The organism is Brakhagea slesvicensis (assembly GCF_052161625.1).
In the GTDB taxonomy this organism is placed as follows: domain Bacteria; phylum Planctomycetota; class Planctomycetia; order Pirellulales; family Pirellulaceae; genus JBKCUI01.
This window is the reverse complement of sequence record NZ_CP197412.1, coordinates 3,865,045-3,888,641: the sequence shown is the minus strand read 5'-3', so window position 1 is coordinate 3,888,641 and position 23,597 is coordinate 3,865,045. Positions and strand designations below refer to the sequence as shown.

Genomic DNA, 23,597 nt, shown 5'->3' with positions numbered 1-23,597 from the left:
TTGGTTTCTTATGGGCATCGCGTCTGCGGCGGCAGACGGGCGGAGTACGCCTGCGGCTGACTGCTAAACAAAGTGTCGACAAGTCAGCCGAGCGCGCGATTGTCGTCGCTTAGGATGCAGCTTCCCATGTTGTGCCGTTTTTGCCGTCCTGCATACTGATTCCGAGTTTGTTTAGACCATCACGAACGGCATCGGAGGTGGCGAAGTCCCTCTTAGCCCGCGCGTCGGCCCGGAGTTGGATGACAAGCTGCATGACGCCCTCTAACAATTTCGCGGTGTTGTCGCTCCCGCTCGTTTGCTTCGGCGGCTTGAGGAAGATCCCAAGGATCCATCCCAGTTCCTTGAGGATGCTCAACCCTGTCTGCAGGGATGCGACGAGACTCTCCGTTCGCTTGGCGGGATCCTCCAACTGCTCGCTATCGATCAATCGATTGAGCACGCGAACGATCTCAAACAGATCGCCCATTGCGCCGCCGGTGTTGAAGTCGTCGTCCATCTTCGTCAAGAACGACTCGCGCAGCTGAACCAACTCCTGCACCAGGGAATGAGCCTGTTGTGGTGGAACAAAATCCGATCGACGCTTTCGAATTGGCATCGAGGACGTGTCGTAGAAGTCGGAGCCCGTGATTTTCTGGTATCGCTGAATTAGACGATAGAATGTTTCCAGCGATGCACCGGCCTCCTCCAGCGGCGTGTCGCCGAATACGGTGGTGGATCGGTAGTGGGATCGGAGGAGGAAGAATCGAATGCGTTCTCCGGTGTGTCGTTCGATCAAAGTCGCGAGCCCACCAGCCCCTTTGGAACGGGAGATTTTTCCGGCGGTTGCTTCTTCTGCGGAAGGGACCTCCGATTCGCGATCGCTTTTCCCTCCCACCTTGCCTTTTTCTGCGTCGGCTCGCATCAAACCGTTATGGAGCCAATAGCGAACCATCGGCTGGCCATGGCAGCAACGGCTCTGGGCCAGTTCGTTTTCATGATGCGGAAAAACAAGATCGAGGCCGCCACCGTGGATATCGAATGTTTTTCCGAGGATTCGCCGGCTCATCGCGGAGCATTCGATGTGCCATCCGGGGCGACCGTCCCCCCAAGGACTAGACCAACTCGGCTCTCCTGGCTTGGAGGATTTCCAAAGGGCAAAGTCACCTGGCGATCGTTTCCGCGAAGCCGTTTCGCCCCCTTCACCTTGTTGGGCATCGGCTGTGCGATTGCTCAGCCGGCCATATTCGTGGTCCTTGAGAACGTCAAAGTAGACGTCCCCTTGGCTTTCATAAGCGAAACCTTTTTCAATCAGCTCCTCGATAAAGCGGATGATCTCGTCGATGTTCTCGGTCGCGCGCGGCATATGGTCGATCTGATCGACGCCGAGAGATTGCAAATTCGATAAATAATCGGCCGTCATTTGCGTCGCGAGCTGGAACATGGAAATCCCCTTCTCACGCGACTTGTTGATCAGCTTGTCGTCTACATCGGTGATGTTCACCACCCAGGTCACGTCGAATCCAGAGTAGACCAAATAGCGTTTGATCGTGTCGAAGATGACCGGCCCCACCATATGTCCGATGTGCGCCTCCGCGTAAACCGTGGGGCCGCACAGATACATCCCCACTTTGCCGGGTTCCACGGTCTGCAGGGGTTCTTTGGTCTTGGTGAGGGTGTTGTAGATGCGAATCGATGAAGTCATATCCGTGCTCTAGTTGTTTCTAGGTTCAAGTGCAGAGCACGGATTCTAACAAAGACCTCCCTATTGGAGGCAATATCGAACGCTTAGGAATCCCGGTTCGATTGGCCAGCACCGCTGATCAGCAGGAATTGCAGGACATAGTAAGCGACTTGCGCGACCGATTGAAGCGTCGCCGCCACGTAGGTCAGAGCTGCTGCATTCAACACCTTGCTCACGTAAGGGAGCTCGCTAGGGCCGATCAGGCCCAATCCGACAAGCTCGTTTTTCGCACGCGTGCTGGCATTGAATTCCACCGGCAAGTTAACGACTTGGAAAACCACGACCGCCGAAAACCCGACGATAGCAATAAGCATGAAAGGAAGGGCCAGTTTCGACAGCCCTGCCATCAGCAATCCGAATGCAGCCATCATCAAAATGCTAGCAATCGAGCTGCCGAATCCTGCGATAGGGACAGCCAAGTTCCGGATAACGAGTGGCGCGTAGCTCTTAGCGTCTTGAATGGCATGACCAACTTCGTGGGCCGCGATCCCTACAGATGCCATGGAGTGTCCCTGGTAAACCTCAGGACTCAGCCGAACCACTTTGGCGCTCGGGTCATAGTGATCCGATAGGTGACCATGGCTTTGCTCAATGGGAACATCGTAAAGACCATTGGCATCGAGGATCCGTCGAGCCGCCTCTGCACCTGAAAGCCGAGCCGGAACTTGACTCATCGCGCGATAGCGGGATTGAACCATCCACTGTGCCAGCAGCGCCAACAGCATGGGAGGAACAAGAAACAGGAAGTAAGTCAGCATCTATCAGTTCCCTGAACGTGGAGAGATTTCGAAATCGTTATGGCAGATTGTGTTCGCCGATCCCCATCGAGCACTTGCTGTGCCATCCGATCGGAATCTACATCGCATCCTAGCAGGAATCCAACCCAACCCGTTGGATGGGGTCAGAATTGGCTTATCCATTGGAGGTTTTAGTGGAAAATCCCACTTCTGCCGAGGGAAGTGGGATCGCGAGTCGTCTCAGTTTGGTTCATGGGCGGCCTTGCCATCTGGTTGGATATCGGTCAAGCTCAAGGCGTGCGCAATAGGCCCTCGAAGGGACATTGCTGGGCGCATCGTTATGAGAAATTTTGTAGAAGGTAGGAATACTGTGCCAAGTTCCCGAATCTCCCGAAAAACCGCCCGTGTTTGGATTGCGATCACGCTAGCCTCGTTGACTTCGTTCGGTTGCGGTCCGGAGAAGAAGGAAGAGATATCCGCAGAAACCAGCGGTTACATTCCCGCCGACAAAAAAGGTGGAGTCGCATCTGCCAAGGCGGCAGATGGAGCACCGGCAAAGGATACCCAAGTGGCGGCTGGCGCGAGCGCGACCAACACAGCTGCACCAGCGCCTCCCGCAGTGGCATCGTCGGATCCCGCCACGGGATCGAAAGACCCGGCCATTCCTGCAGCGCCAACCCCACCGGAATTCGAACTGGGCAAGATGGATCCCAAGATCGCGGCTCGCGAGTTTATGACTCTCAAGCTGCCGGAAAGCCTCACCGATGCCGAGACGCTGAAATCCTACATTGCGAAAAATTCCCGCTCCATGCGGGAATTGTTAGCAGAAGCCAATCGCCAGACTCTGCCGAGCGATGAAGCGCTCAAGCGAGGAATGGAACTGGGGCGGGACAAAGTCAAGGCGGCCGATGCTTTGGCGAAGATCGCTGCCGACGACGAACAAAAGTCTCTTGCGGCTCTGTCGAAGCTCGAAGCTCTCGCGCAGATGACCAGTATGGGAGACATTCTATCCTCCGATGATCTTCGAGACTTCGCCGGCACGCTGACGTCGAGCGAGCTGCCTCAAATCGCCGAACAAGCGGCTGCACTGCTGTTGGCTTTGTCCATCGGCGATCTTGAAAAGGGAACCACGACTCCCGAGGCGGTGATCGCGACGATCGAAAAGTCGCTTGAGGCCAAAACGTTGGGGGCGCCAACTTTGTCGAGCATCACCGGTGCAATCGAGGCCCTCGAGGCGAAAACGGAAAAGCCTCAGTTGGAGCTGGCTCAAAAAGTGGAAGCCAAGTTCCGCGACAGTAAGGATACAAGCCTTTCGATGACGTCCTGGAAACTCCTTGCCCAGCGCACCCCCAGCTTGGAGGCGTTGATGCAATCGCTCGAGCCTGGATCCGAAACGGCCATGAAGCCGGAGGAAATCGAAGCGAAGGTGCAGCAAGTTCTGAAGGATCTTCCTTCCCAATGGACATCGTTCTTCATCGCCTCCCAGTCCACCAACGTGGAATACTCGGGAAGGATCGATGCGGCCAAGGTGCTGATCAAGACGGTCGAGTCGCAATTGGATTCCCTCCCCCCGTCGGAGAACATCAAGGAGCTCAAAGCGACTTGTGAGAATTTCTGGAAACGAGTCAATGCACTGGGGACGGAACTGGATCTATCCGGGTTGGTCGACACGGAGGGGAAACCGTTTCAAATGGAGGATTACAAAGGGAAGGTTGTTGTGATTGACTTTTGGGCGACTTGGTGCGGGCCATGTCTCGAGGAAATTCCAAACATGAGGAAGATGCTCGAGACACGCAAAGAGCAAGGAGTTGAGGTAGTGGGAATCAATGTGGATGAAGATCGCACTCGTCTCGATGCCTTTCTAAGCACGGAAAAGCTCCCCTGGAAAACCTACGTCTCCGGCAGTCCCGAGAAGAAGGCCTTTGAGACTGAAGCCGTTGCGCGGCTTGGAATCAACGCCATCCCCTTCATCGCGATCCTCGGCAAGGATGGCAAGGTAGCGGCGATTCATACCCGCGGCCGAGCCTTGGACGCGAAGGTCGCCGAACTAGTAGGTGCACCATGACAGGTTCTGGGAAAAAACATCTCACCTTCCTGCGGATCCTCTCCGGGATCGCCCTCTCAGCGATTTCCTGCCTGATCGATCTCGATCCGACCTTTGGGCTCGAGCCCCAGCAGGCCAGTGCGACACCGTCCTCTCCGAGCGACGTTCAAATCGTGAAAGGGATCGCTTATCTGCCTCCCGATCGAATCGAAAAGGGGGATCTTTATCTTCCTCCGGAGCCGAAGACTGGCGATTCAAAGAAAGGTGGGGCGGCGGCTCGTCGGCCTGCGATCTTGATCATTCACGGCGGTGGCTGGGTCGGCGGCAAGCGGGATGCAGCCAGAGAAATCAATATCGGGACGACGTGCGCATTGGAAGGCTATGTCTGTCTAAGCATCGATTACATGCTACACGATCCGAAAAGCGAGAAACCCTGCTGGCCTCAAAACCTGCACGATTGCAAGACCGCTGTTCGGTGGTTGCGAGTCAATGCCGACAAGTATCGGATCGATCCGGAACGCATCGGAGTGATCGGCGGTTCGGCGGGTGGGCATTTGGCCGCGATGCTGGGAGCGACCGGTCCTGAGTGCGGGCTGGACCCAGCGGGGCCGTATGGTGAATTTCCATGCAGCGTGAAATGTGTCGTCGATCTGTATGGTCCTGTCGATGTCACCGATCGAGAAGACGTCAGTGCCTTGAGAGCGAAACGATCCGATGCACCGGAGTTGTACAAGGCGTTTTCGGTTCACACTTATCTCGATCCGAAGGATCCCCCCGTTCTCATTTTGCATGGCACGGCGGACAAGACCGTGCCGGTCGAGCAATCGACGCGGTTCGCCGAAGCGCTTGCCAAGGCGGGCATCGAACATCAACTCGAGATCATCGAAGGGGCTCCCCATACGTTCCATCTGCAGCCAAAGCAAAAGGATCTTCGACCCTTGGTCTTGGGATTCTTCGACAAGTATTTGCGGTCGGAGCGATAACCTCTTCCCGGCAACGTCGCGATTCCCGACATCGTCGTGAAACGGTTTTCCATGGTTCCAGCGAGCGGCAAAAAAAGATCATCATCGGCGCGATGGTGTCGATTTTGCAGATCGGCGTTCGACTGCCAGTAGAATTGAGCTTGTTCCCGTTTCACGTTCCCTGCGAAGGAGAGTTCTCATGAAGTCGTTGATCGCATCCCTGCTTTTGTTGGTTTCCCTTGGTCTGGCCGGTCAAATCATTGCCCAAGAACCATCTGAGATGCCTAAGCCAACAGCTGAGCACAAGTGGCTCCACAAGTTCCTTGGGACGTGGGATTCTCAAGCGACAGCGAAGATGGGACCGGAGCAGCAGGAGATGAAATGCACAGCAGCAATCGTTTCCAAATCGCTTGGGGAATTCTGGATCGTCAATGAGATGAAGGGGGAGTCATTCGGCTCCCCCATGAACGCAATTCAAACCATCGGTTACGATCCGAACCTAAAAAAGTATGTGGGAACTTGGGTTGATTCCGAGAACAGTTTCATGTGGAAATACGAAGGGACTGTCGATGCTAGCGGAAAGATACTGACGTTGGAGGCGGAAGGCCCCAATTTCATTGGCGATCCAAAGACCATGACCAAGTTCCATGATATCTACGAGTTTCGCTCGGACGATGAGATAATCGTTACCTCCAAAATATTGGGAGGCGATGGCATGTGGGTCACCTTTATGACAGGGACATCCAAGAAGAAAAAGTAGGTTGTCCTCCAAGAGACTGGCGGATCCATGTACATTGGGAGGCTCGACACGATTTCCTCCCAAGGTACTAAAAATGAGCCGAATGACGCGATGGTTTCGAATGGGTTGGGTGCAACCCTTCGTTTTTCTACTCACACTGGTTGCTGTTCAGACTCCATTCAGGAGCCTTCATGGTGAGGAGCAACCAAACGGTGCATCCAAGGTAGAGCAATCGCCACGTCGACCGAATATTGTTTTCATCATGGCTGACGATCTCGGGTACACGGACCTGGGATGCTTTGGAAGCAAGTACTACGAGACACCTCATATAGATAGGTTGGCTTCGCAAGGGATGCGAATGACCAATTACCACCAGTGCCAGAATTGCACCCCTACCCGCGCTGCTTTGATGAGCGGTCAGTATGGTGCGCGGACGGGGGTGTATACGGTGGGTGGGATCGACCGTTTTTCATGGCAGCAGCGTCCTCTCCGGCCAGTCGATAATGTGACGCAACTACCTCTCGATCGAGATATCATCGCGAAGCAGATTGGGAAAGCGGGGTACAAGACCGCCCTATTTGGCAAATGGCATATTGGCGAATCAGGGGAGCATCATCCTGCTAAACGGGGCTTTGACGAAGCGATCACCAGTGCGGGAAAGCACTTCGATTTCAACACCAATCCGAAAACAGATTATCCACCCGGCACGTATTTGGCAGACTTTTTAACGGATCGCGCCGAGGACTTCATTCGTCGCCATCGCGATCAGCCCTTCTTTTTGTACTTGCCCCATTTCGGGGTTCACTCACCCTATCAAGCCAAAGAGGAGTGGATTGCAAAGTTTCGATCGAAGCCAGCAGTCGGAGGGCATCGAGATCCGGTTTATGCCGCGATGATTGCCTCGGTCGATGAAAGCGTGGGCCGCATCACAAGGTTGCTCGATGAACTCAAGCTGTCCGAAAACACGTTGGTGGTTTTCACGAGTGACAATGGTGGTGTAGGCGGGTATGTCCGAGAGGGGCTCAAAAAGGGAGGAGATATAACCGACAACACTCCTCTTCGCAGCGGAAAAGGAAGTCTTTACGAAGGGGGGACGCGCGACCCATTCATCGTTCGTTGGCCGGGCGTCGTTCCGGCGGGTTCAGCATGCGACCAGCCAACCATTCATGTCGACGTCTATCCGACTCTTCTAGAGATCGCAGCGGCTCCCAAGCCAGACCATGTTCTCGACGGCGCCAGCATGGCTTCGCTTTGGAAGGATCCCGTGAGCGAATGGAAGCGGGACGCGATTTACCAGCACTTCCCCGGGTATTTGGGGGCGGGCGAAAACACATGGCGAACAACACCTGTCAGTTTGATTCACCAGGGGGATTGGAAGCTTATGGAGTTTCTCGAGGACGGCAGGTTGGAACTTTATAACCTGCGCGAAGACATCGGCGAATCGAAAAATCTAGTCGAGCAGGAACCGATGAAGGCCAAGGAGCTTCACGAGAAACTGATCCGTTGGCGCAACGAGGTGAAGGCACCGATGCCAACACCCAATCAAGCAGATTCCAACCCGGGAGAGTCCAAGCCAACGAAAGCGCCTAAGAAGCGGAAACGAGATCGCGACTTGCAATAGGCTCGCGTTGCGTGCGATCACGCGAGTCCTTTGACGGTGAAACCTTCCCGGTAGCTCCGTTTGATCAGAGCTTGGGCGTCGGAATGATTCTCGATCTGCATTGGCTCTGGATTCCAGCGAAGAGGCGAGCCGGGGAATCGGTTCGCCAAGACCCCCAGCAGCACCGCTTCCGTGAGAGGCCCTGCGTAACCGAAGTTGGCAGTGGTAGGTGTACCTCCGAGGCAGGCATCGATGAAGAGATGATAGTGATTGCCGTTGGGGGCAATCTCGATCTTGGTCGATTTGAAATCCGCTTCCGGCAGCAGAATTGGCTGAGCTACGTGAGGAAGGAGTACGTAGCCTTTCTCCCCGACGAACATGGAACCTTGATCGGGCAATCCGATGGGTTTGCCTTCTTTGTCTGTCTGCTTCGGCCAACCGGCTGTGTTTGGCATCAAGCCACCATCGCTCCAGGTGAGAACAAAGGCGTCGGTCGTGAATGGGGACGCGTTGAAGCGGAATATTGTTTGATTCTTGAGCCCGTAGGAATTTTTAGGTGGAACGGGGCTAGAGGATTCGACTAGGTGAGGAGTTCCAAGTTTCAGAGCCGTGAACACGGGATCGAGAATATGAATCGCCATATCTCCCATGGTTCCGCAACCGAAGTCATACCAACGCCGCCAGTTTGCGGGATGGTAGTGACCATCGGCGAAGGGGCGAACGGGCGCGGTGCCGAGCCACAAATCCCAATCGACATGAGCGGGAACAGGGGTTTCCATGGGAGCAGGGCCTTCGTATCCCCAGGTCTTGCTGCTCCAGGAGTGGACTTCCTTTACTTTGCCGATCGCGCCGCTTTGAATGAGGTTTACGGCGGTTCGATAAGCGGTGTGAGAATGGATCTGGGTTCCCATTTGGGTGACGACATTGGCCTTCGCCGCAGCGAGCCTGAGTTGTCTCGCTTCGTAGACGTCATGTGTGAGTGGTTTCTGGCAGTACACATGCTTCCCATGATTCATCGCAGTCATCGCGGCCGGAGCATGGGTGTGATCGGGGGTAGAGACACTGACGGCATCGATTTGATCGTGCATGGCGTCGAGCATTTTGCGGTAGTCGCTGAAGACCTTCGCCGCCGGATGCTTTTCCTTCGCAGCTGCCAGTCGCTGTGCGTCGATATCGCATAGCGCGACGACTTCCACTTTCGCATGTGAGCTCAGCGAACCCAAGTCCGCCGCCCCCATTCCTCCGACTCCGATACTGGCCAATCTAACTTTTTCACCATCGATACCAGCGCTACCGACCGCCGAGTGGACACCCTGCATCCAAGCTGCTGTGATCGCGCCAGCTTGAGCGGAACGAGTTAGGAAGCGACGGCGATTCGATCGAGATAGATGCTGATTGGCCATTTTGGCTTGGTCCTCTTGAAGGGGGGAATGGAAGGGAGGGGAGGGCTCTCGAAAAACTACTTACGATTTTTGGGATCGAGGTTGGCGTCTAGATCGGCTGGGGTGACAGACGACTTGATTCCATCGGCCGGCACATCCACCTTGGCGATCCATAGCAATGCGTTCAACACTACTTTGCGAAAGTTCTCATCGCCCCAATTGTCGTGGTTGTGGCCGCCGGTGAAACCGAAGCCTCTTCCCCCATCTGGTCGCTCGACGGCCCACATCATGGCCTCCGATCGACCGGAGTTGGCAACGATGTGATCGTAGGGGCCTTTGGGATAAACGTAAGGGCCATCGCGGACATCATCCGATGGAGAGGCCACCAAGATGGGAGTGAACTTGGTTCCTTCGATCACTGCGGGTTCATTGCCGGCGATATCGGAAAGGAATCGCATGTTCATGTACCATTCGTCGCGGATCGTAAAGGGCTTTACGCCGCGTGTGATGGGATGCTCGGGAAACTTGGCGAACTGAGGTTCCCACATCGGGTTGCACGAGAACATATGTTCGTAATGGCCACCCATAAACTTCTTGAACTCGCGGCCAGCTTGATCGGGGACAATCTCGACGCCGTAGTGCATGAAGCCCAGTCCAAGCCCCTTGTCGGCCATAGCTTCGATCTTCTTCAATCGGCGGCCATTTTCCTTCACAATCTCATGGCCACCTCCTCCATCCATGTAAAAGACAATGGCATCGGCGTCATCCAGCATCGACTCGTCTTGGGGCCAGCCATTGAGCGTGAACTCGGTCTTAAGACCAGGTACTTCCGAGAGGCATTTTTTCAGCAGCTGCACGCCCGCATTGAACTCATGCATGCGGGGTGGGTGCGAGGGCTTGCCAGCGATAAGCACTAGCTTCCGCGACGATTCATTTGATTGGGCCGAAACGGGTTGCGAGCTTGTTCCAAAGAGAACGAGTGCCGCCCAGGTCACAAGGCAAAACAGGGAAAGACGCATGTTGATGGGAGGGGGTAGGGGATGGAAGGAGAGAACTCGCCTGCGGCGACCCAGGACAATATACCTGGGATCGGAGGTGGTAGCTAGAAAATCCGTTGAGGGGAGCAGTCCGAGCCCCACGAAACATTCGTTCTGAGGCAATCGTCTCAGACCAGCTGTTTACGGAGGGAATTAGTCGGCGCGGTTGACGCCTTGCTGAAAGCCTTGCGAGGAGAAGTAGCCGCCGGAGTGGGGGCCTGTCCGGCTTCGGATTTGTTGTGTGGACAACTCAGGACTCAACGCCCATCGCGTTTGGAGATCGATCGGTGCATCGAACAAGGAAAAATGATTGCGACGATTCGTGGTTGCTAGGACGTAATGCCCAAAAAAGATTTCTCCATCTTGTTGTCTATCGAGCGACTCGCGACGAGGGCATCGAAAGATCATCGGTGGCCGATAGGCGAGATCGGGAAGCTGCGCGATCGGTCCGTCTAAAGGGAGTCTCTCGTAAAGGTTCTTTTGTTCGACGAACGGCAACACCTCGACCATCCATCCGCTGATCGCATTGGGTTGTGGTGGCTTAGGGAGCTGTTTGTGGACTTCGATGTAATGCACCAGCCCTTTGTTGAGCTGGTCGATGTTGTTCTTGCACATCAGTTCCCGCGCCCGTTCGCGGGCGGATTGAACCGCTGGAAGCAGCAATCCTAGGAGTGTTGCGAGGATCGCGAGCACGACCATGAACTCTACAAGCGAAACACCGCGGGAATCCTTTCGGAATCTGAGGCTACATTGGAATCGCCCACGATCGCACCAAAGTAGATCGTGGCGTCTGCGTGCGATGGCGATCATGGCGCTGCGATGCAGAAGAGGTGTTTCTCACCGCGAACGAAGAGTTCGTTGTCGGCTACCGCAGGAGTCGCATCGACCCCTTCCCCGAGTGAGTTGGTTGCGACGACCGACAGGGAGTCGGTATCTTGCACGACCACGATGGTCCCCTCCCGATCGGTGAGGTAGAGATGACCACCAGCGGCGATAGGAGATGCGTAGGTCGCTTTGATTCCGGGAACGCGTGCGGCGCTAAACAGTTCCTTGCCCGTCTGGACATCAAGGCAAGTGAGCAAACCGGTTCTCGCTTTGTAGTAATAGACTCGGTTGCCACTAAGAACAGGAGAAGCGACATCAGGCGTGTTTTCTTTATGCGACCAACGCAGTTTGTCGGTTGCCGCCAAATTGCCTCGCCCTTGCAAGTCAAAGGCCCCGATGAATGCCCCGCGGTATCCACTGGCGACGATAGCCGTGCCATTGGCAGAGACGGCGGACGCGCAAGGTCGTTCGGTTTGACCGCCGCAGTACCATAGTTCTTTTCCGGTGTTCAAATCGTATCCGCGGGCTGCCATTTGGCCGTTCATCACAACTTGCTTCGATCCATCGGGCAAGGTTGCGATGTGAGGAGTGGCCCAGCAGGTCGGTTCGGATCTATCGGCGGTCCAAATCACCTCCCCGGTTTTCTTATCGAGGGCAAAGAGTTTGGAGTCTCGTTCGTGATCCCATGGGACGATGATCTTGTCGTCCACGATGGTGGGAGAGCTCCCTTCGCCGAAACCGTTGCGGATGGTCATGTCGCCAAAGTCCCGTTTCCAAATCAGCTTGCCATCCATCGAATAGCAATAGAGGCCTTGGGAACCGAAGTGTGCGTAAACGTGTTCGCCGTCGGTACAGGGGGAAGCGGAAGCGTAGGTGTTGGTCTCGTGTGTGCTTTCATGGGGGGCGGCCTCCACAGCCGTCTGTTGCCAGAGCGTCTTACCGGATTGGCGATCGAAGCAATAGACTTGAAACGCGAGTCGGTTGCCGGAGGAAGTAGGAGCGGCCGTGACGGCGAATACTTTTTGATTCCAAACAACAGGTGAACCAGAGCTCTTGCCGGGAATCGCAGCCTTCCACTTCACATTTTTGGTATCGCTGAATTCGATGGGTGGCTTTCCGGTCAGTGCAACACCGTTGCCATTGGGACCTCGCCAATGCCCCCAGTTCTCTGCTTGCGAGAAAGGTGTATGCGTCAACGCGAAGAAGCTTGCGATCGCGAAGTTTCGCAGCGGAGTCGACAGATTGGAAACAGAGTCGAACGATTGACGGCGAAGCATGAGACCCCTCATTCGCGGTTATGTAAAAATGATCGCGCGACCGATCCGGCCGATCTCGTCGTGGCACACCCCACAATCGGCTACCACCCGTCGCGCAGCAAAGTTTGGGAGGACAGGGATAGTGTAGCAGCTTGCGAAGGTGGCAGGGACGATTCGGCCCTGATGGGTTGGACCCGACCTGTTCGCAACCGATTTGCTCGTTACTCGTCCGGGTGGTCTTACTCGTCTGGGTGGTCGGAGTCGGGCGTTTTGCGACGTTCCAATCCGGCTTGCTCCAGGAGAGAGGAACGATGGGAGAAATCGATCACGTCGTCGTCTCCAGGAGGCGGTCCCATTGCGCCGAGATCTTCGGGGTTGTATCGGATTTCGTATTGGTGTTTGGCAATGGTCAGGATGACGCCGGGATCCAGTCGCTTTCGGCTGATGCGGTAGCCATTCACCTTGGTCCCGTTTCGGCTATCCAGATCCTTGACGAACCAATATCCTTGTTCGAGCGATAGGCGGCAGTGTTGACCCGAGACATTGGGAAATCGGAGGACGATATCGCAGTTGTCCCGTCGACCGATCAAGATCCGTTCTTTCTTGAGCGGAATGTCTTCGCCGCCGCCGGTTGGGACAAGAAAACCGAAGTTCGCCATGATGCACTCGAAAGAGGAAAGATGCACTCGAAGGAGGAATAGAGTCGGGCTTTCGCTTGAAGCGAGCGTCCTTTTCACCCGCCATCGGATCCATCCACTTTACGACGCAGAAATCGCGCGGTCAACTTTTTGGTTGCCAAACCGTCCTTCCTCGCCCATTCATGGCAGGCTCCCGACCGTCGCTTCTCCCCATTTCCTTCCCTACCCCAATCAAAGCGAGTCCCCAATATGCCTTGGATTACCGTCTTTTTCGGATTTTTACTCTGTGGACTGTCGGCGTTTACCGCCGTGATCAAAGGGGATGGGTTCAAGCTGGGGACTTGGTTGATTCCTGCCGGATTTGGGGTCGTTCTCCTCCTTTTAGGGTTGATTGCGATGCGAGGTGGGAAGGTTCGCAAGCACTCGATGCACACCGCCGCGTTGATCGGAACCATCGGAGCATTGTTGTGTTTGTTCCAGGGCTCCAGGAGTTTGATCAAGCTGATGAATGACGAAGAGGTCAACATGCTTGCATTCGGAATGGTTTGGTCGATGGCGATCATTTGTCTGACCTTCGTGGGGACTTGCGTGCAATCCTTTATTGCAGCCCGGAAGGCGCGGGAGCGAGAATCCCTACAGGGCTAGGATTTCGCGTTCGAAGGGGGTACATTGCCTCCCACTATGGCACGAGAACTTAAGACCTTACGCAACATCGGTATCATCGCCCACATCGACGCCGGAAAGACTACGGTCACCGAGCAGATGCTCTACATGAGCGGGGCCAAGCACCGCGCTGGAGCGGTTGATTCAGGAACCACAGAGACCGACGACGATCCGGAAGAACAACAACGGGGCATTACGATTTTTGCCGCGTGCGTGACATTCCGTTGGAAGGATTGCACGGTCAACTTGCTCGATACTCCCGGTCACGTCGACTTCACTGCAGAAGTCGAGCGTTGCCTTCGTGTTCTCGACGGCGCCGTGGTCGTATTCTCGGCCCGCGAGGGTGTGGAAGCCCAAAGCGAGACGGTTTGGAGGCAAGCGAACAAGTACGGTGTTCCTCGCGTTGTCTTTATCAACAAACTGGATCGGGAGGGGGCGGACTTCTATCGTGTGCTTGAAGAGGTCGGTCCACGACTGCATGCGGATCCGGTTGCCATTCAGATCCCGGTGGGGCAGGGTCCAGCGCACACGAGCGATCCGTTTCGCGGCATCATCGACTTGATCGATCTCAAATTCTTGACCTTTAGCCATGACGACAATGGGAAGACGGTCGAGGTCCATGAGATTCCGGAAGAGCTTCTATCGGACGCGATGGATTGGCGAAATGAGATGCTCGAAAAGCTTTATGCCCACAGCGGTGAAATGATGGAATTGGCGATGGAAGAAAAGCCGATCCCCAGCGATTTGATTCGTGCGACGCTTCGCAACGCGTGTATCCAAATGAAATTGCAGCCGGTGGTGTGTGGCTCGGCTTTGCATGGCGCAGGAGTTCAGCCTCTTTTGGATAGTGTCGCCACATATTTGCCTTGTCCTTTGGACCGACCGCCGGTGGAAGGTGTGGATCCCAAGAAGCGAGATAAAGTCTTGCTGCGAAACCCGGATGCCCAAGAGCCTTTCTGCGGTTTGGTATTCAAGATTCTGCCTGCCAAAACTGGCGACATGTTCTGGATTCGTGTTTACTCGGGTCGTTTGGAATCCAATTCCCGCGTTTACAACCCAAATCGCGATAAGAAAGAAAACGTCGCACAGCTGTGGCAGATCCATGCCACAAAGAAGGAGCGACAGGGACAAATCGATGCACTGGAGTGCGGTGATATTGCCTGTGCCATTGGGCCGCGCGATTCGATCACGGGGGATACTTTGTGCGATACCCGGGAGATGATCGAACTCCCATCCATTCAATTCGCGCAGTCGGTTATTTCGATGGCGATCGAACCGGAGAATACCACCGAGCGGAAAAAGCTTGCGGAAGTATTGGAAATGCTGAAACGGCAGGATCCTACCTTCCACGCGGTCGAGAACGCCGAATCGGGGCAGACCCTCATCAGCGGCATGGGGGAATTGCACTTGGAAGTGATCAAGAATCGACTGGTTCGCGATTACAAGTTAGCGGTGAAGTTCTACAAACCGCGAGTCAGTTATCGGGAAACCATCGCTGACACAGCCGAGGTCATGGGCGAATGCCATCGCCAGGTCGTCGCGCAGCAGTTGTTCGCACGACTTCGTGTTCGATTCGAACCATTGGAGGATCGTTCAGGAAAAGTTATCGTGCTAGATCGAACGCCGGTCGACCAGATGTTGCCCGACAACCTTCGGCAAGCGGCGTTGGAGGAGCTTCGCAATCGCGCGGAGGGTGGTGGGTTGATCGGATCGTTCCCCATCACGGGAATTCGCATCAGTATTCTGGGGGCAGAGACGGCTGAAGTCGGGTCGGACGAAGTCGCGTTTCGTATTGCGGCCAACGACGCATTTGACGAAGGTCTCAAGAAGGGGGAGCCCACTCTGCTCGAACCTGTGATGAAGATGGACATCACCACGCCACCAGATTACTTGGGGGAGATCGTAGGCGACTTGCAACAGCGACGCGGGTTGATCGAACGAACCGAAGCGCGCGGGGCTGTAACCAGCGTGATCGCCTTGGCACCACTCAAAGAACTGTTCGGATACTCGAGTGCGATCCGTTCGCTAAGCCAGGGAAGAGCGGGTTGTTCTATGGAGCCCCAAGGCTACCAGGTCGCCCCGAAAGAGGACGCGGACGCTTTCGCCATGTAGCGTTGGCAACTGGTCGGCCCCGTACAATTCGTATACAAATCCACGACGATTAATTCTTGATTCGATTCTTCCGGACATTGGATAGCTAGTATGAGCAACGTTGAAAATTGCATTATCATCGGAAGCGGCCCCGCGGGATGGTCTGCTGCGATTTACGCCGCCCGTGCCAATCTGAAGCCTCTTCTTTTCGAAGGGGCGATGACTGAAGACAATCGGATCAACGGCCGTTACCCGATGGGGCAATTAGCCCAAACGACCGAAGTGGAAAACTACGCAGGTTTCCCGTCGGGCAAGCTCAAGGAGTTTCTGGAATCGGCCATTTCGGATGACCGAAAATACATGCTCCCTCCGGTCGAAGAACATCCTCACGCGGTCACCGGACCGGAGTTAATGGAGCTCATGCGCCAGCAGGCAACGAACTTCGGAACAAGAGTTATCACCGATGACGTTACATCGGTCGACTTCAGTGGAAAGCCGCTCAAGCTACAGACGTCGGAGAATGGAAGTTTTGAAACGCACACCGTGATCATTGCGACGGGGGCCAGTGCCAACTACTTGGGCCTGCCGAGCGAAAGCAAATACAAGAACCGGGGTGTGAGCGCTTGCGCGGTCTGCGATGGAGCACTTCCTCGTTTTCGCAACAAGCCACTGGTTGTCGTCGGCGGTGGTGACTCCGCCGTGGAAGAGGCCAGCTATTTGACCAAGTATGCGTCGAAGGTTTACATGATTCTCCGCCGAGGCGAGATGCGGGCTTCCAAGATTATGCAGGACCGAGCGTTGTCCAATCCGAAGATCGATCTTGTGAAGTTCTCGGTCGTCGAGGAAGTACTCGGTAACGAGTCGGATGATCGTGTGGGTGTCACCGGCGTGCGATTGAAGAATGTCGAAGATGGATCGACTCGCGACATCGAAGCGGCCGGTCTTTTTTTGGCGATCGGTCATACGCCGAACACGAAGTTCTTGGGTGGGCAGGTGGAGACCCATGCCAGCGGTTATATCCGTTGGACGGAAGCTTATCGAACCGTGACGAGCGTTCCAGGTGTTTTTGCAGCCGGAGACGTGGCCGACGACTATTACCGTCAAGCGATTACATCTGCGGGAACGGGTTGTATGGCAGCGTTGGACGCGGAACGATATTTGGGGGCGGCGGGAATCCACTAGGAGACAACGCCCCGGTGTGTGTTGGATGACCAAAACGCTTTTCATGAGGCATAAGGAACTTGGCAACGACACGTGATCTGCCGATCGTCGTTCGTGGTGCTCGCGAACACAACCTTAAAAACGTAGATCTGACGCTTGCTAGGAACCAGCTTATATGCTTTACCGGCGTGTCGGGAAGCGGAAAGAGTTCGCTCGCATTCGACACGCTTTATGCGGAGGGGCAGCGACGTTATTTGGAAAGTCTATCGACCTACGCTCGGCAGTTCGTAGGCCAGATCCCGAAGCCGGATGTTGACTATCTATCTGGTTTAAGCCCATCCATTTCGATCAGCCAAAAGTCGACCGGGAACAATCCTCGTTCGACGGTCGGCACGATCACTGAGATTCACGACTTTCTTCGCGTTCTCTTTGCTCGAGTTGGTACGGGTTTTTGCCCCGACTGCCAAATCCAGATTTCATCGCAGACACGCGATCAAATGGTCGAGAAGATCATGGGGCTCGATCGTTCGACTCCCTATCTGTTTCTAGCCCCGATCGTTCGAGGGCAAAAAGGAGAGCATCGGGACCTCTTCGAAGACTTGCGAAAACAAGGCTTCAATCGAGCCCGAATCGACCATCGCGTTTATCTGCTGTCCGATCCCCCTGCTCTCGAAAGGCAGATCAAACACCATATCGAATTGGTGGTAGACCGAATTGCGATCGAGTCCAGCAGTCGGCAACGGATTGCCGAAGCGGTGGATACCGCCCTCCGCTTCGGCGAAGGGACGCTGTTGCTCGCTCCGATGGTTCCCGGCGAGGACGATACGGCCGCATACAACCCCGAAGAGGATGTTGTCTTTTCGACGAGCTACGCCTGCGCTTCATGTGGCAAATCCTATCCTCCCCCCTCCCCGCAGCTATTGAGTTTCAATTCTCCGCAGGGGGCTTGCCAAGAATGCGAGGGCTTAGGGGAATCTTTTCGTTATGATCCCGAGCTATTGGTCCAGTTGCCGGACAAGTCGATAAAGAACGGTGCGATTCCGTTGATCGGCAAGCAGAGCGAGATGACGCGATGGTATCGGCGATCCCTTTCCATGTACTGCGCCTCGATCGAAGGAGGGATAGGTCTAGAGGTGGGAAGTCTCCTCACCACTCCTTGGTCGAAACTTTCCGAGGTGGAACAACATGCGTTGCTCTACGGCTATGAAGGCTTGTCGGTACGCGTGAAAGGGAAAGCGCTGCACGGACAGGACTTCCGTGGAATCGTGCCTGAATTGCGCGATACGTATCGCGCGACTTCGAATCCATTTGTTCGCGCGAATCACGAACGCTGTATGCGGATTGGCAGGTGCGCGGCATGCGACGGTTCGCGTTTGAATGCCCAAGCGAGATCGATTCGACTGAAGACCAATGCGAAAGGCTTCCAAAACGTCCCTTGGTTTTCGATCGGAGGCGTTTCTCGTCTCTCGATCGACCGTTGCAGTGCGTTTTTTGATGGATTGGAATTAAGCCCTCTTCAATGGCAAATTGGAGAGGAGGCAGTGAAGGAGATTCGCGCTCGGCTTCGATTTTTGATCGACGTAGGGCTCGGGTATCTTTCGCTCGATCGAACGGCTCCCACGCTTTCTGGGGGGGAATCGCAGCGCATCCGTCTAGCTAGCCAGATCGGGTCGGGGCTGGTAGGGGTTTTGTACGTGTTGGATGAACCGAGCATCGGGCTCCATCCCAGAGACAACGATCGATTGCTCGCCTCGCTCCAACGATTGAGAGATCTTGGGAACACGCTGATCGTGGTCGAGCACGATGAAGACACCATGCGTATCGCGGATACCATCGTCGATTTTGGACCAGGCCCTGGTGTTCGTGGTGGGAAGTTGATCGCGTCGGGGACGCTCGACGATATTATTTCAAACGAAGAGAGCCTTACCGGTGGTTTTCTGAGTCGAACTCGACGCATTCGCACTCCCGAGTCGCGACGGCGAGGGAATGGGAAGAAACTCAAGATCCTCGGGGCGGAACATCACAATCTGAAGAAAATCGATGTCGATATTCCTCTCGGTTGCTTCATCGCCGTCACCGGCGTAAGCGGAAGCGGCAAGAGTTCCTTGATTACCGAGATCTTGTCGCCCGCCATTCGAGGTGTTTTTCAACGAGGTGTGGAGGAGGCAGGAAAACATCGCGAGATCAAAGGGATCGAGCATATCGACAAAGTCATCGATATCGATCAAAGTCCCATCGGTCGGACTCCTCGCAGCAATCCAGCCACCTATGTCAAAGTCTTTGACGAGATTCGTTCGCTATTTGCCGAATTGCCGGAAGCCAAACGGCGAGGATTCGATTCCGGTACGTTTAGTTTCAATACCGAGCAAGGCCGCTGTTCGGCCTGTGAAGGGCACGGTGCGGTACGGCTGGATATGGAGTTCCTGGCCGACCTGTGGGTTCCATGCGCCGTGTGCGAAGGCAAGCGATATGACCGAGCAACGCTCCAGGTAGAGTACAAGGGAAAATCGATCGCCGATTGTTTGGAGCTCGATGTCCAACAAGCCTTGGAGCACTTCAGCGAGTTTCCAAAGATCGCGAGCAAACTGGAGACGTTGCACGGAGTCGGATTGGATTACCTCAAACTGGGGCAACCGTCACCAACCCTATCTGGGGGCGAAGCGCAACGCATCAAACTCTCGAGGGAGCTGAGTCGTCGATCGACAGGTAAAACGGTGTACGTGCTCGATGAACCGACGACGGGCCTGCACTTCTATGACATCGATTTGCTCCTCGGCGTACTGCAATCCCTGGTGGAATTGGGAAATACGGTGATCGTCGTCGAACACAATCTCGATTTGATTCAGGCCGCCGACTGGGTGATTGATCTGGGACCCGAGGGGGGTGAGGCTGGTGGTTTGGTCGTCTGTGCCGGGACACCCGAGGAAGTGGCGCAGTGCAAGGAATCCCACACCGGCAAGGCCCTCGCACGGTACTTCGAGTCGCACCGAAAAACCTCGAAGAAAAAGAAAGCGACAGCGAAAACCAAAATCAAAAAGGAACAAACCGCTGCACCTGCGATGCAAGACATTCATGTTGTGGGTGCGGAGCATCACAATTTAAAGTGCGTCGACTTGACCATCCCTCGCAACAAGATGACTGTCTTCTGTGGACAGAGCGGCAGCGGTAAGACGTCGATGGCGATGGATACGTTGTATGCGGAAGGGCAGCGTCGGTTTGTGGAGAGTTTGAGCCCTTATGTGCGGCAGTTCGTCGGTCAAATGCCCAAAGCGAAGGTAGCTCGGGTCGATGGTTTGAGTCCCTCTGTAGCTATTGAGCAGAGGAATCTATCGCATACACCGCGCAGCACGGTCGGGACTGTTACGGAGATTTACGACTACGTTCGGGTGTTATTCGCCCGACTCGCTCAGATGCATTGCACGCAATGCGATGCACCGGTAAGCAGCCAGACCAGCGATCAAATCCTTGATCGCATCCGAGACTTAGCAGCCGCACGAGGGAGCGGGCGTGCTCTACTGCTCGCTCCGGTTGCTCCGCATGCGAACACCGACATCGCCAGCTTTCTCACTTCACTGCGTCAGCAAGGCTTCGTGAGGATGCGGATCAACGGTCGAGTCTATCCGCTCGATGATATACCCGCGCTGCAGTATCAGTCGCGAAATGAATTCCAGCTGGTCGTCGATCGTTTGCAGTGGGATCGGCTCGATCCAAAGAGTCTGCGAGACAGTGTCGATACGGCCCTTACGATGGGCAATGGGATTTTACAGATCGCCATGGTCGATGACGCCAGGTCTGAAATTCATTGGGAAATCAAAACGTTTTCGTTGCAACTGGCTTGCCACGCCTGCGGAATCTCGTTTCAGCCCCTGACACCCCATCGATTCTCTTTCAATTCTCAAGTCGGGTGGTGCGAGGCCTGCAATGGAATCGGAACGATGCGAGGGATCGATCCCAATGCCGCATTCGAATCCGAAAAAAGTTTGTTGGAAGGCGGCTTGCCCGTCTGGCCGGATCTGCAATCCCCCCTCTCCCGAGCCATGTTGTACGCATTGGGGCGAGAGACCGGATTGCCTTTGGATCGACCGATCCAGCAGTTGACAACTGGACAACGCGCGATGCTCCTCAAGGGCCTTTCGAATCGTCAAATTGTTGTCACGAAAGGGGATTTAGCAGCCGCGGTTGATCCGCATGCGGCACCGGATTCGAAGGTCTACCTGACGTTTGCGTATCGAGGAGTCTACGCGGCCGTCGAATCAGCCGCTAATTCGAATACACGCGAGCGATACGCATTGGCACCGTTCCTTACCGACGGTCCATGCGTCGATTGTGGCGGTGCAAGGGTTTGTGCCGAGGCGGCCCACGCTCGGTATCGTGATTGTACGATCGCAGATATTGTGAAGCTGCCGATTGGATCGTTGAATGAGCTGGTGCGAAGTTGGAAGCTTTCGAAACGCGAGCAAAAGATCGCCGGTGAACTGCTGCGCGAAATTCAACATCGATTGCAGTTTTTGTGCGATGTGGGGTTGGAGTATCTGACGTTAGATCGGTCGGCCAATACCTTGAGCGGAGGCGAGGCGCAACGCATACGTTTGGCCAGTCAACTTGGAGCAGGATTGAGCGGTGTTCTCTATGTGTTGGATGAACCGACCATCGGGTTGCACCCCCGTGATAACGATCGATTGATTCGGGCGATGAAGTCGTTGCGAGACTTGGGGAATACATTGGTGGTTGTCGAACATGACCGCGAAGTGATTGCCCAGAGCGATCAGTTGCGAGACTTTGGGCCGGCTTCGGGGCCGCTCGGAGGTCAGGTCGTGGCGCAAGGCACTCCCGGACAGATCGCGCGGTCGAAGAACTCGGTTACCGGACCGTTCCTCAGTGGCAAAATGAGGATCGAGCCCCCTGCAACCCGTCGTGTTTCCCTTGACGATACGATCCCGGTATCCAACCACGATTGGACGGATATTGCCAGGACACCGCACGGCTGGCTCACGGTGAAAGGAGCGGAAGCGAACTCCCTCAAGGGGATCGATGTCTCGATGCCAGTCGGTTGCTTCACAGCGGTGACCGGTCCGAGCGGAAGTGGCAAGAGCAGTCTCATCAATGGGATTCTGTATCCCGCCTTGGCCCGATTTTTATATGCTACAGATGGTGTGCCCGGCCCCTTTCGTGAAATCCGGGGGCACCTTCATTTTAAGAAGGTGCTCAAGGTGGATCAGTCGCCACTGGGGGCATCTCCTTCGAGCAATCCAGCCACATATACGGGAGTTTTTGATCATATTCGGCAGCTATTTCAGCGCTTGCCGGAGGCGAAAACGAGGGGGCTGACTGCCGGGCATTTCAGCTTCAATGTTTCGGGCGGACGATGCGAGAAGTGCGAGGGAATGGGGCAAGTTTGTATTCAGATGCACTTCTTGCCTGATGTTTGGATTTCATGTGACGCTTGCAATGGTAGGAGGTATACCTCCGAAGTCCTTGAGGTCAAATTCAAGGGGCATTCGATCGACGATGTGCTCAACATGTCGATCGGAGAGGCGCGAGACTTGATGAGCGAGATACCAAAGATCCATGAAATGCTTTCAACTCTTTGCGATGTCGGACTTGATTATCTCGCATTGGGGCAAAGCGCCCCGACCTTGAGCGGTGGCGAGGCCCAGCGCGTCAAGTTGGCGGCCGAGCTTTGCCGCCCCAACAATGGGAGGACCATTTATCTTCTCGATGAACCTACGACCGGATTGCACTTCAATGACATCCAGAAACTACTTCATGTCTTGCAAGCATTGGTAGATAGCGGGAACACAGTCGTGGTGATCGAGCACAACCTCGATATCATCCAATGCGCCGACTGGATCATCGACCTCGGCCCTGAAGCAGGCGAGCAAGGAGGCGAGCTCGTCTTCGCGGGTACCCCGGAAAAAATGATCGAATACGCATCGGGTCGAAACTTCGGCAAAGGGAAGGAGATCGCTTTGCAAGTTTCCGAAAAGAAGACAAGGGGACGCAAAGGGATGTCGGAGTCCGAGGCTCCATCCACCGCCAAACCGACGGGGCACCGCAGTTATACGGCGGAAGCGTTGCGAGCGTTTTGGGAGGAAGCGAAAAAGTCTTCCCGTTCGCCGAGTAAACCGCGATGACATGCTAGCCAATTCCGTTTGGTCTTCGCTCCCCCACGAGATATAACTGAGTGAAGTATTGTTGAATCCCTTTCTTCAAGGATCGAATCAGTGAAAATGCAAATGGTGACCAAGCTTTCGTTGCTATCGTGGATGTGCCTCGCCGCTGCCATGGTCGGTTGCGATTCCAAAGGGGATAGGACAATCGAGGGAGCGCCCGATTTAAGCGAGATCGTCGCGCCCGACGTCGAAATGCCGACCCCATCGGCGCCCATTGCAGCGGTAAAAACTGTTTCGGTTAAAATCGACACGATGAGTTGCGTCGAAGGTTGCTTCAACGGAATCCAGGGCGTTCTCAAAAAGCGAGAGGGCGTGGTCGATGTTACGCTGGCACCGCAAAAGAATACCGAGGGGCTGATCGACAATTCGGTGATCACCATTTCGTATCGCGGGGAATTGGATCGAGCCAATATTGAAAAGACAATTCTGGGAGCGGGATTTGATGGGGTCGAATTTGTCGACAATTCCGCAGCGACCGATACCGGTTCAGCGAGTGAGCCGATCCAGTAGTCGGCCCGTGATGGATTGAGTTCCGAGTTCCAGACCTTCTTGACGTAACCGTGGCGACC

Annotated in this window: 16 protein-coding genes; 9 read left to right on the top strand and 7 right to left on the bottom strand. The window is 55.0% G+C overall.

What is annotated here, in order from left to right:
- Positions 1-109: 109 nt before the first annotated feature.
- Positions 110-1,681 carry a cysteine--tRNA ligase gene (gene cysS, locus SH467x_RS14775; protein ID WP_482367879.1) on the bottom strand — a complete coding sequence of 524 codons (1,572 nt, stop codon included), beginning with the start codon at positions 1,679-1,681 and terminating at the stop codon, positions 110-112.
- A gap of 83 nt (positions 1,682-1,764) precedes the next feature.
- Complete coding sequence (locus SH467x_RS14770) at positions 1,765-2,478, bottom strand: zinc metallopeptidase (RefSeq protein ID WP_482367878.1); 714 nt, start codon at positions 2,476-2,478, stop codon at positions 1,765-1,767.
- A 349-nt stretch (positions 2,479-2,827) separates the two neighbouring features.
- Here SH467x_RS14770 and SH467x_RS14765 point away from each other — a divergent pair, with 349 nt between their 5' ends.
- From SH467x_RS14765 to SH467x_RS14750, 4 genes are all read left to right on the top strand, one after another.
- Entirely contained in the window at positions 2,828-4,522 is a 1,695-nt protein-coding gene (locus tag SH467x_RS14765; RefSeq protein WP_482367877.1) for a TlpA family protein disulfide reductase, read from the top strand.
- Positions 4,519-5,484, top strand: a complete 966-nt coding sequence (locus SH467x_RS14760; protein WP_482367876.1) for an alpha/beta fold hydrolase — start codon at positions 4,519-4,521, stop codon at positions 5,482-5,484. Before SH467x_RS14765 ends, SH467x_RS14760 begins: the two co-directional genes overlap by 4 nt.
- 178 nt (positions 5,485-5,662) lie before the next feature.
- Positions 5,663-6,223, top strand: a complete 561-nt coding sequence (locus SH467x_RS14755) for a DUF1579 domain-containing protein (protein ID WP_482367875.1) — start codon at positions 5,663-5,665, stop codon at positions 6,221-6,223.
- Positions 6,224-6,296: 73 nt separating this feature from the next.
- A complete protein-coding gene (locus SH467x_RS14750; RefSeq protein ID WP_482367874.1) occupies positions 6,297-7,823 on the top strand; it encodes a sulfatase in 1,527 nt (508 codons plus the stop codon).
- Between the two features lie 17 nt (positions 7,824-7,840).
- Here the strand turns inward: SH467x_RS14750 and SH467x_RS14745 are convergent, their stop codons facing one another.
- The 5 genes from SH467x_RS14745 to SH467x_RS14725 form a co-directional block, all read right to left on the bottom strand.
- Positions 7,841-9,205, bottom strand: a complete 1,365-nt coding sequence (locus SH467x_RS14745) for a Gfo/Idh/MocA family protein (RefSeq protein ID WP_482367873.1) — start codon at positions 9,203-9,205, stop codon at positions 7,841-7,843.
- A gap of 56 nt (positions 9,206-9,261) precedes the next feature.
- Positions 9,262-10,203, bottom strand: a complete 942-nt coding sequence (locus SH467x_RS14740) for a ThuA domain-containing protein (protein ID WP_482367872.1) — start codon at positions 10,201-10,203, stop codon at positions 9,262-9,264.
- 171 nt (positions 10,204-10,374) lie between these two features.
- Complete coding sequence (locus SH467x_RS14735; RefSeq protein WP_482367871.1) at positions 10,375-11,031, bottom strand: DUF1559 family PulG-like putative transporter; 657 nt, start codon at positions 11,029-11,031, stop codon at positions 10,375-10,377.
- Positions 11,028-12,323 carry an outer membrane protein assembly factor BamB family protein gene (locus tag SH467x_RS14730; protein ID WP_482367870.1) on the bottom strand — a complete coding sequence of 432 codons (1,296 nt, stop codon included), beginning with the start codon at positions 12,321-12,323 and terminating at the stop codon, positions 11,028-11,030. Before SH467x_RS14730 ends, SH467x_RS14735 begins: the two co-directional genes overlap by 4 nt.
- Positions 12,324-12,541: 218 nt before the next feature.
- Complete coding sequence (locus tag SH467x_RS14725; RefSeq protein WP_482367869.1) at positions 12,542-12,961, bottom strand: FHA domain-containing protein; 420 nt, start codon at positions 12,959-12,961, stop codon at positions 12,542-12,544.
- A 228-nt stretch (positions 12,962-13,189) separates the two neighbouring features.
- Here SH467x_RS14725 and SH467x_RS14720 point away from each other — a divergent pair, with 228 nt between their 5' ends.
- From SH467x_RS14720 to SH467x_RS14700, 5 genes are all read left to right on the top strand, one after another.
- On the top strand, positions 13,190-13,585 hold the full coding sequence (locus SH467x_RS14720) for a hypothetical protein (protein WP_482367868.1): 396 nt from the start codon (positions 13,190-13,192) through the stop codon (positions 13,583-13,585).
- Between the two features lie 36 nt (positions 13,586-13,621).
- The gene (gene fusA, locus SH467x_RS14715) at positions 13,622-15,715 is read left to right on the top strand and encodes an elongation factor G (protein WP_482367867.1); all 2,094 of its coding nucleotides are present in this window, start codon (positions 13,622-13,624) and stop codon (positions 15,713-15,715) included.
- Positions 15,716-15,805: 90 nt separating this feature from the next.
- Positions 15,806-16,876: an NAD(P)/FAD-dependent oxidoreductase gene (locus tag SH467x_RS14710; protein ID WP_482367866.1), complete on the top strand. Its 1,071-nt coding sequence runs from the start codon at positions 15,806-15,808 to the stop codon at positions 16,874-16,876.
- Between the two features lie 59 nt (positions 16,877-16,935).
- Positions 16,936-22,989 carry an excinuclease ABC subunit UvrA gene (uvrA, locus tag SH467x_RS14705; RefSeq protein WP_482367865.1) on the top strand — a complete coding sequence of 2,018 codons (6,054 nt, stop codon included), beginning with the start codon at positions 16,936-16,938 and terminating at the stop codon, positions 22,987-22,989.
- Between the two features lie 90 nt (positions 22,990-23,079).
- Positions 23,080-23,538: a hypothetical protein gene (locus SH467x_RS14700; protein WP_482367864.1), complete on the top strand. Its 459-nt coding sequence runs from the start codon at positions 23,080-23,082 to the stop codon at positions 23,536-23,538.
- Positions 23,539-23,597: the final 59 nt, after the last annotated feature.